General features: G+C 64.9%; 11 protein-coding genes and 2 pseudogenes. 3 read left to right on the forward strand and 10 right to left on the reverse strand.

The genetic code is table 11. The features are described from left to right. The 8 genes from HMPREF3115_RS00075 to HMPREF3115_RS00110 form a co-directional block, all read right to left on the reverse strand. On the reverse strand, nucleotides 1-1,908 hold a 1,908-nt coding region (locus HMPREF3115_RS00075), incomplete at its 3' end, for a Clp protease N-terminal domain-containing protein (RefSeq protein WP_070553123.1). Between the two features lie 44 nt (nucleotides 1,909-1,952). Further along, nucleotides 1,953-3,053 (reverse strand): type VI secretion system baseplate subunit TssG, encoded by a 1,101-nt coding sequence (gene tssG, locus HMPREF3115_RS00080; RefSeq protein ID WP_059937076.1) that lies wholly within the window; start codon nucleotides 3,051-3,053, stop codon nucleotides 1,953-1,955. After that, nucleotides 3,017-4,852: a type VI secretion system baseplate subunit TssF gene (gene tssF, locus HMPREF3115_RS00085; protein ID WP_070553119.1), complete on the reverse strand. Its 1,836-nt coding sequence runs from the start codon at nucleotides 4,850-4,852 to the stop codon at nucleotides 3,017-3,019. Before tssF ends, tssG begins: the two co-directional genes overlap by 37 nt. Nucleotides 4,853-4,930: 78 nt before the next feature. Beyond that, a complete protein-coding gene (tssE, locus tag HMPREF3115_RS00090; protein WP_006406959.1) occupies nucleotides 4,931-5,416 on the reverse strand; it encodes a type VI secretion system baseplate subunit TssE in 486 nt (161 codons plus the stop codon). A 62-nt stretch (nucleotides 5,417-5,478) separates the two neighbouring features. Beyond that, nucleotides 5,479-5,982, reverse strand: a complete 504-nt coding sequence (locus HMPREF3115_RS00095) for an Hcp family type VI secretion system effector (RefSeq protein ID WP_006400546.1) — start codon at nucleotides 5,980-5,982, stop codon at nucleotides 5,479-5,481. A 71-nt stretch (nucleotides 5,983-6,053) separates the two neighbouring features. Further along, nucleotides 6,054-7,544: a type VI secretion system contractile sheath large subunit gene (tssC, locus tag HMPREF3115_RS00100; RefSeq protein WP_006400547.1), complete on the reverse strand. Its 1,491-nt coding sequence runs from the start codon at nucleotides 7,542-7,544 to the stop codon at nucleotides 6,054-6,056. Between the two features lie 15 nt (nucleotides 7,545-7,559). Beyond that, nucleotides 7,560-8,075 (reverse strand): type VI secretion system contractile sheath small subunit, encoded by a 516-nt coding sequence (gene tssB, locus HMPREF3115_RS00105; protein ID WP_006406960.1) that lies wholly within the window; start codon nucleotides 8,073-8,075, stop codon nucleotides 7,560-7,562. Nucleotides 8,076-8,110: 35 nt separating this feature from the next. Then, on the reverse strand, nucleotides 8,111-8,743 hold the full coding sequence (locus HMPREF3115_RS00110; RefSeq protein WP_006406961.1) for a tetratricopeptide repeat protein: 633 nt from the start codon (nucleotides 8,741-8,743) through the stop codon (nucleotides 8,111-8,113). 387 nt (nucleotides 8,744-9,130) lie between these two features. On the opposite strand from HMPREF3115_RS00110, the gene tssJ reads away from it, so the two are divergent. The 3 genes and pseudogenes from tssJ to icmH all read left to right on the forward strand — a co-directional run bounded on the left by tssJ (nucleotide 9,131) and on the right by icmH (nucleotide 11,957). Beyond that, on the forward strand, nucleotides 9,131-9,730 hold the full coding sequence (tssJ, locus tag HMPREF3115_RS00115) for a type VI secretion system lipoprotein TssJ (RefSeq protein WP_006400550.1): 600 nt from the start codon (nucleotides 9,131-9,133) through the stop codon (nucleotides 9,728-9,730). Nucleotides 9,731-9,832: 102 nt separating this feature from the next. Next, nucleotides 9,833-11,179, forward strand: coding sequence for a type VI secretion system baseplate subunit TssK (tssK, locus tag HMPREF3115_RS00120; RefSeq protein WP_006409507.1), 1,347 nt, complete (start codon nucleotides 9,833-9,835; stop codon nucleotides 11,177-11,179). After that, nucleotides 11,176-11,957: pseudogene (icmH, locus tag HMPREF3115_RS00125) on the forward strand (type IVB secretion system protein IcmH/DotU). The gene tssK and the pseudogene icmH overlap by 4 nt, the downstream one beginning before the upstream one ends. A gap of 85 nt (nucleotides 11,958-12,042) precedes the next feature. On the opposite strand, the gene HMPREF3115_RS00130 reads toward icmH, so the two are convergent. Together HMPREF3115_RS00130 and HMPREF3115_RS32070 are read right to left on the reverse strand one after the other, a co-directional pair. Then, complete coding sequence (locus HMPREF3115_RS00130; protein ID WP_065494298.1) at nucleotides 12,043-12,360, reverse strand: DUF7716 domain-containing protein; 318 nt, start codon at nucleotides 12,358-12,360, stop codon at nucleotides 12,043-12,045. Nucleotides 12,361-12,903: 543 nt separating this feature from the next. Continuing rightward, nucleotides 12,904-13,060: pseudogene (locus tag HMPREF3115_RS32070) on the reverse strand (IS481 family transposase); the annotation flags it as partial.

The following is a 13,060-nucleotide window of genomic DNA, read 5'->3' on the forward strand; positions in this document are numbered from 1 at the left end:
CGTCTCGGTCTTGCCGACGCCGGACGGCCCGACGAACATGAACACGCCGCGCGGCTTGTTCGGATCCTCGAGATTGGCGGACGCGGTGCGCACGCGCTGCGCGATCGCTTCGAGCGCATGGTCCTGGCCGATCACGCGCGCGGCGAGCAGCGGCTTCAGATTGAGCACGGTGCCGATCTCGTCCTTCACCATCCGGCCGAGCGGAATGCCGGTCCACGCAGCGACGATTTCGGCCACCACGTGACCGTCGACCTGCAGCGGCACCATCGGTTCGCCGCCCTGCAACGCATGCAGCGCCGCGACGCGTTCGGCGAGCTTCTCGCGCGTGGCCTGCACGTCGACCGGCTGGCCGTCCTCGGCCGGCGCGCGGGCGCGGTCGAGCGTCTCGCGCAGCGCGGTAATCTCGGCGACGATCGCACGTTCCGCCTCGTAGCGCGCTTCGTCCTTCGCGAGCTGTTCGAGCGCCGCGTCACGCGCGCCGCGCAGCTCGCCGAGCCGTTCGTCGTGCGCTGCGCCGCTTGCCGCATCGCGCTCGAGCGATGCGATTTCCGCGTCGATGCGCTCGATGCGCTTTTTCGTGTCGTCGATCGCGGCCGGCGTCGCGCTGTGCGCGAGCGCTACCTTCGCGCACGCGGTGTCGAGCACGCTGATCGCCTTGTCCGGCAGTTGCCGGCCGCTGATATAGCGATGCGACAGCCGGACGGCCTCGGTGATCGCATCGTCGAGAATCCGCACGTTGAAGTGCTTCTCCATCAGTCCTGCCATGCCGCGCAGCATCGCGGCCGCCAGCGGCTCGCTCGGTTCCTCGACCTTCACCACCTGGAAGCGTCGCGCGAGCGCGGCATCCTTCTCGAAGTACTTCTTGTATTCGCTCCACGTCGTCGCCGCGATCGTGCGCAGCTCGCCGCGCGCCAGCGCGGGCTTCAGCAGGTTCGCCGCGTCGTTCTGGCCGGCCTGTCCGCCCGCGCCGATGATCGTGTGCGCCTCGTCGATGAACAGGATGATCGGATGCGGGCTCTTCTTGACCTCGTCGATCACGCTCTTCAGGCGGTTCTCGAACTCGCCCTTCACGCTCGCGCCGGCCTGCAGCAGCCCCATGTCGAGCACGTGCAGCGCGACGCCGCGCAACGGCGGCGGCACGTCGTCGGCCGCGATGCGCAGTGCGAGCCCTTCGACCACGGCCGTTTTGCCGACGCCGGCCTCGCCCGTCATGATCGGATTGTTCTGGCGGCGCCGCATCAGGATGTCGATCGCGTGACGGATCTCGGCTTCGCGGCCGATCACCGGGTCGATCTTGCCGTCCCGTGCACGCTGCGTGAGGTTCGTCGTGTACGTGTCGAGCGCAGGCGTCTTCGATGCGCCCGCTGCCGGCACGCCGCCCTCGGCCGGCGCAGCGGCGTCGCCGTGCTCCGCGTCCGCACGATGCGGCTCGGCTTCGCTGGACCCGGCCGTGATCTCGTCGAACTTGTGCTTCAGATCGGTCACGTTCACTTCGGAGAAGCGCGCCGACATCCGTTGCGCGAACTGTGCGAGGTCCGGCGCCGTGAGCAGCGCGAGCAGCAGGTGGCCCGAGCGGATGCGGCCGAGCTGCGAGTCGAGCGACGCGATGAGCCACGCCTGCTCGAACAGCGCGATCAGATGCACCGAGAATACGGGCGTGCGCGTGTTGCCGGTCTTCAGGCGCGTGAGTTCGCGCTCGAGATCGGCGCGCAACGCATGCGCGTCGATGCGGCTCGCGCGCAGCGCGAGCGACAGGTCGCCCGCGGGCTCCTCGAGCAGCGCGAGAAACAGATGCTCCAGATCGACCTCGTAATGGCCGCGCGCAAGACACGCGCTCGCCGCGCGCTCGGCCGCATGCCGGCACAGCGGATTCAGTTTCGTGATGAGGGTCTTCAGAGGCGTGCTCATGGCGTCGATCTCAGGTTCGTTTGCGTGTTTGTTGTCGTTCGGTATCAGTGAATCACGTGCAGCTCGTAGCGCGCGTCGGACCGGTCTTCGTCGGCGTCGCGCGTGCAGAGGAACGCGTCCCAGCCGAGCCGCGAGCCGGCGCCGAGCACGCTCGCGCCGACTTCGGTCCGCTTCAGCACGAGCTTCACTTCGTATTCGAGCGTGACGCCGGCGAGCAGCGTCAGCATCCGCTCGAGCGCAACGGCCTGCGCGCCGCCCGGCAGGAACGCCTCGTAGTCGCGCTTGGACAGCGGGCCGATCACGATCCGGGCGCGCATGTCGCGCTGCCACACGCGTTCGCCGACCAGCGCCGTCGCGCCGAGCACCGCGTTGACCTGGCCGAGCACGCTCAGCTGATCGGGCGGCACGTCGTACCACTTGCCGACGAACTGATCGATCTTCACCGGCACGCGGAAATAATCGGACAGCGTGCGCTGCAGATAGGCGGCCGACATCGGCCGGTGTCGCGCCGCGAGCGCATAGCCGGCGACCGCTTCGTCGAGCACGCCGCCCGCGCCTGCCGCGAGACTGTCGCGCACGTCGTCGCTCGGCACACCCGCGATCGCGAGCAGCAGCGGCAGATAGCGCTCGTCGCGATCGAGCTCGTAGTGGAACGGCAGCCGGTATTTCTTCCAGGCCGCGTAGAACAGCGCGGTCGCGCGGTTCGAGAACACGTCGAAGAATGCGCGCGCCGCATGGTCGCGCTTCAGATGCTCGCGCGCCGCGATCTGTTCGGTGTAGTGCAGCGGCAGCGCGCCCTGCGCGCCGAGGAGCCCGAAGAACGCCGGCGTCAATTCGACGCGCCCGAGCTCGCCTCCCGCGACCGCCGCTTCGCGCTGCTCGGTCGAGTCGAGCGGCAGGCCGTCGTCGTCGAACGAGCGCGCGCCTTCGATCTCGCTCGGCGGAAAGCCGAGCGACAGCGTATTGCGGAACGCGATCCGGTGCGCGACGACGTCGCCTTGCCGCCACGCGCCGGGCGCATCGGCGGCCTGCCGCGCGAACAGCCCTTCGAGCACGCGCACCGCCTGGAAGAATTCGAAGCGGTGCGGTTCGTCGAGCAGCGTATCGACTACGCCAGAATCGATTCGCCGGTGCGGGGCTTGCATCGGATGATCTCCTCGCCGGTGCGCTTCGACACGACGACCAGTTGAACAAAGCTGTTGAGGTGCACGTACAGCCCGAAGAAGCTGTCGAGCACGCGCACGAACGACGCGAGGCTCGCGCCGACGAAATGCTCCTCGTCGATCGTCAGCCGCACTTCGATCCCGCGCACGAATGTCGCAAACGGCTTGCCGGGCAGCCACTGCACGGCGCCGCGCTGCTCGATCGCGACGAGCCCGTCGATCTGGCGCGTCGACACCGCGGTGCGCCGCAGGTCGTACAGCGTCAGCATCTCCTTGAGCGGCGCGAGCCCGTGCGCGACGAGCGACACGTGGTTGAGCGCGAGGTGCGACACGAGACGCCAGTGCGCGGCGCGGCCGCGCTCGAAGCGTACCGTCTGCGTCGGACGGCGCAGCAGCGCGATCCCGGCCGTCTGCGCGCCGCCGTCCTGGAACAGGTCGCCGCCTTCGAGGCCGAACGCGAGCATCGCCGGCAGGTCGCGGTTCGTGCACGTGAGATCGAGGCTCAGCGTGTCGGTCTGCGGTGAAGTGGGCTCGAAATCGATGTCGACGATCGAGATCTCGGTCTCGTAGCCCGGGCTCTTCTGCGCGACCGAGTCGTTGCGGCGCGCGAACCAGTAATGGCCGATCCGCGCCGCTTCGCCGTGATGCAGCGAATAGAACGGCCGGAACTCGATCACCGATTCCTCGTGCGCCTGCTGCCGCACGAGCCTCACCGAGTCGATCGAATAGACCTCATACGCGAACGCGCGGCGCGCCTCCGCGATCACCGGATACGATACCGCGTGATGCGTGATGCGGATCGGCTCGCCGTGCTGGCGGAACAGGTTGACGACCGGCGTGCAGAACAAGCGGAAGTGGCTCGCGGCGAGCAGCTCGAGCAGCCGCGCGACATGCGAATCGCTGCGCACGTCCTGCAGCACCAGATGCAGCGTCGCGCGCTGGCAGCGGCCCGATGCGCGCGCGATCGCGGCGATGTCGAAATCGACGAAGTCGAACTTGTCGGGAAAGCCGAAGTATTCGGTCAGCAGACGATACGCGGGATGCGATTTCGCCGGATAGTCGATCAGCGCATCGCCTTCGTCGAAGCCGGCCTGCGCGATCGGCAACTGGCGCAGCGCGGTCCAGCGGCCGTTGCGCTCCGGTTCGACGTACGCGCCGAGCACGTTGACGAACAGGCAGTCGGTCAGCGCGGCGACGAACGACTGCTCGCCGTGCAGATGCGCGCGCAGCGTCGGCAGCTTCAGCGCGCCGAGATCGAGCTGCGCGGCGAGCGATTCGAACGTGATCGAGATCACGCCCGTCGCGTTCGACGGCAGCACCGTCGCGCTCGGCGCGAGTGCGACCGGCGTATAGCGCGCCTCCGAAATGCGGATCGGCGCGAGCGTCACGTCGTAGGCGGTGCGGAACCGGCACTGCACGCCGCGGATCGGGCGGCTCTTGAGCTCGGTGCCGCGCCGGATCACGACCGGCTCCGTCTGCTGCCCGGGCGCCGCCGCCGCGAACTGCGCGATCGAGCACGACGGAAACGGCCGCAGATAGTGCGGATACAGCACTTCGAGCAGCGCTTCGGTGAATTCCGGGTAGTCGTCGTCGAGCTTCTTGTTGATCCGCGCGCCGAGCAGCGCGAACGACTCGATCATCCGCTCGACGTGCGGGTCCTCGCAGTGCTCGCCGGACAGCGCGAGGCGCGCCGCGATCTTCGGATAGCGTTCGGCGAAATCCCGCGAATAGCGCCGCAAAAACGATAATTCGCGCTCGTAGTACGGCAGCAATTCTTCCATCGACGACCCCGAACCTCTTCCATTCCGTGCCGGACCCTGTTCCGCCGCCGTGCGGTCCGGCCCGCGCGGCGGCTTGAATTACAGCATGCGTGCCGTGCGTGCGCGCGTGACCGAATACTGGAGCGTCGAAGGCTGCAGCATTGCATCGAAGCTGACCGGCTCTTCGGCCGGATGCACGACGAGCAGCGCCTGGATCGCGAAGTAGAGCGCGTTGGTCGACTGCTCGTTCAGCTCGAACGTCACCTGCACCTGCTGCAGCCGCGGCTCATGGCGTGCGATCGCCTGCTGGATCGACTTGCAGATGAATGCGCGATCGTAGTGGCTGGCGAGGCTCAGCCCCGCGAAATCGTTGAGCCCGTAAGTCAGCACCGACTTCTGGCATTCCGGCAGCGCGGCCAGCTCGGTTTCGGTGTGTGCGATACGGGTATTGAGGATCGCCTCGACGTCGCGGGCGACCGTGTTCTTCAGCTCGTCCAGCGACAATTGCCGCATCGCGGCCGAGGCCGGCAGATGCGGTTCGTCGTCGAACAGCTTGTCGAGAAAACTGGGTTCGAAGCGTTTCATCGGCCGGCATCTGCTGCGAAAACGGCAACGGAGCGCCGCGCGCCCCGTTGCCGCAACCGACCTTAGACCGCGTAGGTCTTGTCGTTCTTCGTCAGGCTCCAGGCGCCCTGCGTGTTGCCGCCCTGGTTGCCGCCGATCTTCTGCTGCGTCTGCTTCCACTGCACGGCCGCATACTTCAGCGAGAACGTCTCGACCGGCAGGCCTTCCTCGCGCACGCTCGGCGCGATGCTCGAGATGATCACGTACTTGAGCTTGATTTCCAGATACTGGACACGCTTGCCTTCGCCGTCCGCACGCGAGAAATGAATCGTCACTTCGTCGAACGTCGTGCCGCCCGACGCGTGCTGATACAGCAGCGGGCTCGACGAATCGATTTCCTTCGTGAAGATCATGTCGCCGTGCTCGCAACGCGTGGCGGTGTGGCCGCCTGCGGTCGACGCGGTCGCCGAACGCGGCTGGATGATCGAGTGATCCCACGATTTCAGTTCGATCCAGCCCTGGTGGTCCTTGTCCGCGGATTCGCCTTTGATCGCCGGACTACCAAACTGCATGTGCATGTGTAACATGGCCCTTCGACTCCCCAAAGAGGTGGTTTTAACGTCCTACCCAGGCGGCCCGCCCGGGCGATTTTGCTCGCTTATGAATTTGCCGGTTTGGGCAGATCAGCGACAAGTCGCAGAGAAATCGAGAGTTCGTCGAGCTGAAAGTGCGGGCGCAGGAACGCGACCGAACGATACGAGCCCGGCTTGCCCGGAATCTCCGATACTTGTATGGATGCCTCGCGCAGCGGAAATTGCGCCTTCTGCTCCTGCGTCGCGTTGTCGTCGAGCAGCACGTATTGCGAAATCCACCGGTTGAGGAAGGTCTCCACGTTCTGCGCCGACGCGAAGCTGCCGATCTTGTCCCGCATCATCGCCTTCAGGTAGTGCGCAACGCGCGATACCGAGAAGATGTACTGAAGCTGGGCAGAGAGCACGGCGTTCGCGTTCGCGCTGTCGGTGCTGTATTTTTTCGGCTTCTGCACCGATTGCGCAGCGAAGAACGCGGCGTAATCAGAATTCTTGCAATGGACGAGCGGGATGAAGCCGAGATCGCTCAGCTCCTTCTCGCGGCGATCGGTGATCGCGATCTCGGTCGGGCACTTCAGCGCGACTTCGCCGTCGTCGGTCTTGAACGTGTGCGTCGGCAGATCCTCGACGAGCCCGCCGCCCTCGACGCCGCGAATCGCCGCGCACCAGCCGAAGTCGTCGAATGCGGCCGTCAGCCGCGCGGCGAATGCCCACGCGGCGTTGCACCACAGATACTTGTCGTGGTCGGTGCCGTCGACGTCTTCGACGAAGTTGAAGGTTTCCGCGGTCTGGCCGTCCTTCGGATTGAACGGCAGGCGGCCGAGGAAGCGCGGCAGCGTGAGGCCGACGTAGCGCGAATCCTCGGAATCGCGGAACGACTTCCACTTCGCATATTCGACCGTGTCGAACACCTTGCCGAGATCGCGCGGCTTGCCGAGATCGGCGAACGATTCCAGGCCGAGCAGCTCCGGCGACGCCGACGCGATGAACGGCGCGTGCGCGGCCGCCGCGACGTGCGACATCTGCTCGATGAAGTACATGTCCTCGGGCTGGCGCGAGATCTCGTAGTCGCCGATCAGCGCGCCGAACGGCGAGCCGCCGAACGTGCCGAATTCTTCTTCGTAGACCTTCTTGAACAGCGCGCTCTGGTCGAACTCGCTGGCGCCCTTGAAGTCGCGCACGAGGTCGCGCTTCGGCGCGTGCAGCGCCTTGATCTTGATCGTCTGGCCCGTGTTGCTTTCCTTGACCAGATAGTCGAGCCCGCGCCATGTGCTTTCGAGGCGCTGGAATTCCGGTGCATGCATCACCGCGGACAGTTGCGCCGAGATCAGCCGATCGAGCTCCGCGACGCGCGCGTCGATCGTCGCCGACAGGTTGTCCGACACGACGACCGTGCCGTCGAGCACCTGGTGCACGAGTTCGCCGATCAGGTCCTTCGCGCGCGCATGCTCGGAATCGGATTTCGCGACCTTGCTCTTCTCGACGATTTCGTCGAGCAGCGAAGTCCCGGCGGCGTATTCCGCGCCGCTCGCTTGGGCCGGAGCCGTTTGCTGGTTCATCTCAACACTCCGTCGTCATTCGCCGTCTTTGTCGCCGCCCGTGCCCTTTGCGAGCGCCTGCAGCTGCTGCGTGTTCTTCAGCACCTCGGACAGCAGGTCTTCGAGCTTGTCGTTGCCGGCGAGCTTGTTGCGCAGGTCGGCGAGCTTCGAGCGCGCCTCGAGCAGGCGGCGCAGCGGCTCGACCTGCTCGACGACTTCGTCCGGATTGAAATCCGACAGCGAACGGAATTTCAGGTCGACCGCGAACTTGCCGCCCTCGGGGCTCAGCCGGTTTTCCACCTGGAACGCCGCGCGCGGCTCGATCGCCTTCATCACGTCGTCGAAATTGTCGCGATCGATGTTGACGAACTTGCGATCGCGCAGTTTCGGCTGCTCGACTTCGGACTGGCCGGCCAGATCCGCGACGACCCCGACGACGAACGGCAGCTCCTTCACCTCGATCGCATCGCCCTTCTCGACCTCGTAGGTCAGCTGGACGCGCGGCGGCCGTATTTTCTGCAAGCTTTTCTGAATGCTCTCTTTCTTGGCCATCGACGGCTCCCAGGTTGGTTGTGGTTATGCGCCGATCAACGCAGCGCGCTGAACGGATCGCCGCCCTTTTGCGGCGCACTGCTGCTCGACGTCTGCGCGGGCTGCGTCGCGGCGCCGCTGTCGGCGGCCGCCGTTGCGGCCGCAGCCTTCGCTCGGTGAATCGGACGCCGGACCTTGCGCGCCTGGACCTTCTGCTCCGGCGGGAACAGCGCGTTCTCGCCGAGGGTTTCGCGCAGCTGCTTCGCGAGCGCCTGCGCATCGGACTTCGCGTCGCCGGCCAGCGACGCATCCTGACGCAGTTCGCCGAGCGACTGCGTCGCGATCCGCAGGCCCGCGACCGCGAGCACGCTCTTGGCCTGACGGTCGGTCGAGTCGCGCTGCAGCGCTTCCTGAGCGGCGACGATCGCCTGGCCGTAATGGTTCTGGGCAAACTGGATTTGCGCAATGCGCGACCACGGCTCTTCGCGTGTCGGGTCCGACTTGGCAAGCGCCTGATAGAGACCGAGCGCGCGATCCTGATCGCCCGATTTGGCCACTTCGTCCGCTTCTGCCAGCGATTTGTTGAATACTTCGGCGGTCGGCGGCGTGGTCGGCTGACTTGCACAGCCCGCAATCACGCCGCAAGCCAGCACTACCCCAGACAGCTTTGCGAAGAGACGATCTTTCATCGTTATATCCACCGGCGCGTGAGTTTTAAATCGTTGAGAATCCGTTCTTTTGCTTTGCAAGAAGCGCGCGGGTATAGTACCGATCAATTTTTCATAATTCAATCGTCGCGTGCAGGCTAATTTCTTTTAAAACCGGGCGCTGCCCCGATGAAACACGGCGGCGGCGGGTTCGAGACACCGTTCGAATCCGCCGGAAAGCCGCGGTTTTGCTGTCTTGCGGCGGCTCGCCGGGGGCATCGGAAAAAATTGCCGAATCGCTCTGTCGCGACGCACGCAGGCTTAATAGTTGAACGAGGGACCGGCCGTGCATCGCGCCGATACGCGAAATGCCCGGCAGTTTTGACAGGGAGCAAAAGGCGGCATGCCGGAAATAAGATGAGATCGCCCATGATTCGCTACGGATTGCCGTTGATCGCTTGCGCGCTGCTGGCCGGCTGCGCCGCCGCGCCGCTGCTCGGATCGGCCGCGAGCGCCGTGATGTCGGCCACCGGCATCGGCAAGCCCGAGGTGCCGGACTCGCAAAAACCGCCGCGCAACATCGGCCTCACGCTCGCCGCCGCGCCGAATCTGAATGCGGCGACCGATAACAAGCCGCTCGCGCTCGTCGTGCGGCTTTACGCGCTGAAAGACCCGACTTCGTTCCAGCAGGCGCCGTTCGACGCATTTACCGATCCGAACAAGGAAAAAGCCGCACTCGGCGCCGATTTGCTCAACGTCCGCGAAATCACGCTGATTCCCGGGCAGCGCTATACGGCGACCGAGAAAGTGTCGCGCGAAGCGCAGGCATTCGGCATCGTCGCGCTGTTCCGCGATCCCGCACTGCAGCGATGGAAGCTGACATTCGACCCGGCGAAGTCGGAGAAATCCGGCATAATCATCGGCCTGCATAATTGCGCAATGACGGTGACCGGGGGCACGGTGATCGCACCGCAGCAGGGCGCGCCTTCGCAACCGCTGAATATGCTGTCGTCGGTCAGTTGCGGTTAAACGTGACGCGCGAATGTCAATTAACAAGAGTTAACAAATCGCGATTTAATTCGGGCACGAACAGATCGATTACATCGCAACGCGACATTAACCGGATTCGACATGAGTTATTCGGCCAAGGTGCTGTGGGGAGAAGGGCTGTTCCTCCGGCCTCAACATTTTCAGCGGCAGGACGCGTACCACGAGGCGCGCCTGTTCGAATCGATCCAGGCGATCCAGCCGTACAACTGGGGGCTGCGCACGCTGCGGATCGACCATGACGCGCTCGGCAGCAACGTGCTGCGCGTCGCCGAACTCGCGCTCGTGTTCCCCGACGGCACGCTGTACGCGGCGCCGCAGGGCGACGATCTGCCGCCGCCGATCGCGCTCGACACGCTGCCCGACGGCATCAACGAATTCGTGTTCTATCTGGCGCTGCACCCGCTGCGCGAGAACGGCACCAACTACAGCGACGATCCGGCCGCCGGCTTCACGACGCGCTTCGTCAGCCAGCAGAGCAGCGTCGCCGACAACTTCACCGACGCGGCCGAAGCCGACATCACGTTCCTGAAGACGCAGGTCAAGCTGATTGCGCACAGCGAGCCGCGCGACCAGCTGCTGTCGGTGCCGCTCGTGCGCGTGCGGCGCACCGCGACGTCCGGGTTCGAGGTCGACGACAGCTTCGTGCCGCCGTGCCTCGCGATTGAAGCGTCGCCGCTTTTGCATCAGCGGCTGCGCCAGCTCGTCGACGCGCTGCAGGCGAAGGTCAATGCACTGTACGGTTTTCATCGCGAGCCGTCGAAGAACATCATCGAGTTCCGCTCGGGCGACATCGCCTCGTTCTGGCTGCTGCACACGGCGAACGCCGCGTTCGCGACGCTCGCGCACCTGCATCAGCACGCGGCGCTGCATCCCGAGCGGCTGTTCCATGAATTGCTGAGGCTCACGGGCCAGCTGATGACGTTCTCGAAAGGCTATTCGCTTGCCGATCTGCCCGTCTATCGCCACGACGATCCGGGCCCCGGCTTCGCGCGTCTGGACGTGATGCTGCGCGAACTGCTCGACACCGTGATCTCGACGCGCTACTTCGCGATCACGCTCGACGAGGTGCGGCCGTCGTTCCATCTCGGCCGGCTCGACTCGGGCAAGATCGACGACAAGACCGAGTTCTACCTGGCAGTGTCCGCCGACATGCCGAGTGTCGAGCTCGTCGATGCGGTGCCTGCGCGCTTCAAGGTCGGCGCGCCCGACGACGTCGACAAGCTCGTGCTGTCGGCGATGCCCGGCGTGCGGCTGTCGTACACGCCGCAGGTGCCGCCCGCGATTCCCGTGCGGCCGGGCGCGTGCTATTTCCAGCTTGATTCGCGCGGCGCGCTGTACGAGCGCATGCTGCAGGCCCAGTCGGCGATGATCTATGCGCCGACCGGCATCAATGACCTGAAATTCGAACTGATCGCGGTCACATCATGAGCTACGCGCCTTCCCTGTTCGGCGACAACGCGCCGACACCCGTGCATACCCCGTCGTCGACGGACGCCGCATTTCAGGCCCGTTCGCTGCTCGATCTGCTGTACGACGGGTTCTTCATGCTGTTCCTGCTGAAGAACGGTCGCGAGCCGGACAGCGCGAGCGAGTTCAGCACGAAGATCCAGGAATTCCTGTCGGATTTCGAGCGCGGCGCGAAGAAGCTCAATATCGCGGCCGAAGATGTGTACGGCGCGAAGTTCGCCTATTGCGCGGCGGTCGATGAAATGGTGCTGTCGTCGCAGTTCAAGATCCGTGCCGACTGGGAGCGCCGGCCGCTGCAGCTCGTGCTGTTCGGCGAGCAGCTCGCGGGCGAGAAATTCTTCCAGTATCTCGAGGAATGTCGCGCGCAGGGCGCGGCGCGGTTGCAATCGCTCGAGGTGTTTCACATGTGCCTGCTGCTCGGGTTCCAGGGCAAGTATCTGCTCGAGGGCCGGAGAAGCTCGCGTATCTCACCGCGCGGCTGGGCGACGAGATCGCGCACATGAAGGGCAAGCGGGCCGCGTTTGCGCCGCATTGGCCGCTGCCGGATCAGATCGCGCACCGGTTGAAGCGGGAGGTGCCGGTTTGGGCGATCGGGGCCGTGTTCGCGCTGGTGGCCCTGCTCGGGTATCTCGGGCTCAATGCCTACCTCAAGGACAAGACGCTGCAGGCGTTGGCACCTTATTCGCAGGTGATCAAGGTCGGGCCGGAGTCGGCGAATTTGACGATTTCGTTGCCTTGACGGCTGTGCTTCGTTCGGACGTTGACGCTGTATGAGAGAGGACCGCTTGGCGGTCCTTTTTTGCTATGGCATGTGACGTGTGGCTTCAGAGCAGGATGAAGTCTTCGTTGTCGACGTAGAACGTGAATGCGTCGAACAGCTGCGTGGCGGTCGGCTCGTCGACCTGGTCATGCGCATTGATTACGATGTCCTCGATCGTCGCGCTGTTCAAGGTCACGCGCCAATCGGGGTGTGGGGCGGTGGTGGGTGGCGAAGCAGCTTCGGTGTTGGCGGCATCTTCGATGAATGCGGCCTCTGTGTCGAGGGTCCATGGCGTCCGCGGGAGGCAGAGCCATCCGTGGAAATCGCCAGGGTGTTCGAGGATGTGTTTCAGCGACGCGGTGGTCACGGGGATGGTCGGCATGGGTGTTGCGGCTATAACCAGGCTGAAGTCGATGCAAGTCGGGTGATGCCACTGGAACGAATGCGCCTGCGTCGCAGCGCTCGCGGCAGCGAGCCGTGATTATGCCAATTTCGGAGGCGCGAGGCGGATGGCGGTTGTTGTCGGTCGAGCGCTCCGCTCTCCGATATACATCGTCAAGCGCAGGATGGTCATCCATTGCGCTTGCCGAGGCGGTGGAGCCGGTCGAGCCCCAGTACGACGAGCGGGAGCGATGCCCGTCGCCACGCGGCGTGCAGGAAAGCGGACCGCAAGAGAGCGCACCCATTTCCCGCGTTGGATTGCCTCTTGTCAAACTGAGCCAGCCGTTAGATCAGACGAGATCGACATGCCATTGACGATTCTGTCCGTCACCGCCTACTCTGAGCTAGAGCAAGCGGAACTCGAGCGCGACGCGATCAAGCATGGCGGCGGTCAGTGTGGTATTGCCGCCGATGGTTTGGTCGGCGAACCAGCGATCACATCACACCGGAAACCGCCTGATTTGTGCGATTCACGGACATCGTTTCATTTTTTGGGACGACGTTTTCGTTGCGTGTTGGAGTTCGCATCTCCGCTAGGAGATGCGAACTCCAACACGCGCCGGTGATGCTCGGCGAGTGCTTTGTCGACGCGCCACTCGCGGTGCCGAATTCGCTCTTTCGATTCCTCATAGGCACTTTCC

The sequence above is a fragment of the Burkholderia sp. HMSC10F09 genome (assembly GCF_001806955.1).
Classification (GTDB): Bacteria; Pseudomonadota; Gammaproteobacteria; order Burkholderiales; family Burkholderiaceae; genus Burkholderia; species Burkholderia multivorans.

Coding starts and splice junctions, on each gene's coding strand:
- tssG (WP_059937076.1), bottom strand. CDS start 3,053: ATGCAAGCCCCGCACCGGCGAATCGATTCTGGCGTAGTCGATACGCTG.
- tssF (WP_070553119.1), bottom strand. CDS start 4,852: ATGGAAGAATTGCTGCCGTACTACGAGCGCGAATTATCGTTTTTGCGG.
- tssE (WP_006406959.1), bottom strand. CDS start 5,416: ATGAAACGCTTCGAACCCAGTTTTCTCGACAAGCTGTTCGACGACGAA.
- HMPREF3115_RS00095 (WP_006400546.1), bottom strand. CDS start 5,982: ATGTTACACATGCACATGCAGTTTGGTAGTCCGGCGATCAAAGGCGAA.
- tssC (WP_006400547.1), bottom strand. CDS start 7,544: ATGAACCAGCAAACGGCTCCGGCCCAAGCGAGCGGCGCGGAATACGCC.
- tssB (WP_006406960.1), bottom strand. CDS start 8,075: ATGGCCAAGAAAGAGAGCATTCAGAAAAGCTTGCAGAAAATACGGCCG.
- HMPREF3115_RS00110 (WP_006406961.1), bottom strand. CDS start 8,743: ATGAAAGATCGTCTCTTCGCAAAGCTGTCTGGGGTAGTGCTGGCTTGC.
- tssJ (WP_006400550.1), top strand. CDS start 9,131: ATGATTCGCTACGGATTGCCGTTGATCGCTTGCGCGCTGCTGGCCGGC.
- tssK (WP_006409507.1), top strand. CDS start 9,833: ATGAGTTATTCGGCCAAGGTGCTGTGGGGAGAAGGGCTGTTCCTCCGG.
- HMPREF3115_RS00130 (WP_065494298.1), bottom strand. CDS start 12,360: ATGCCGACCATCCCCGTGACCACCGCGTCGCTGAAACACATCCTCGAA.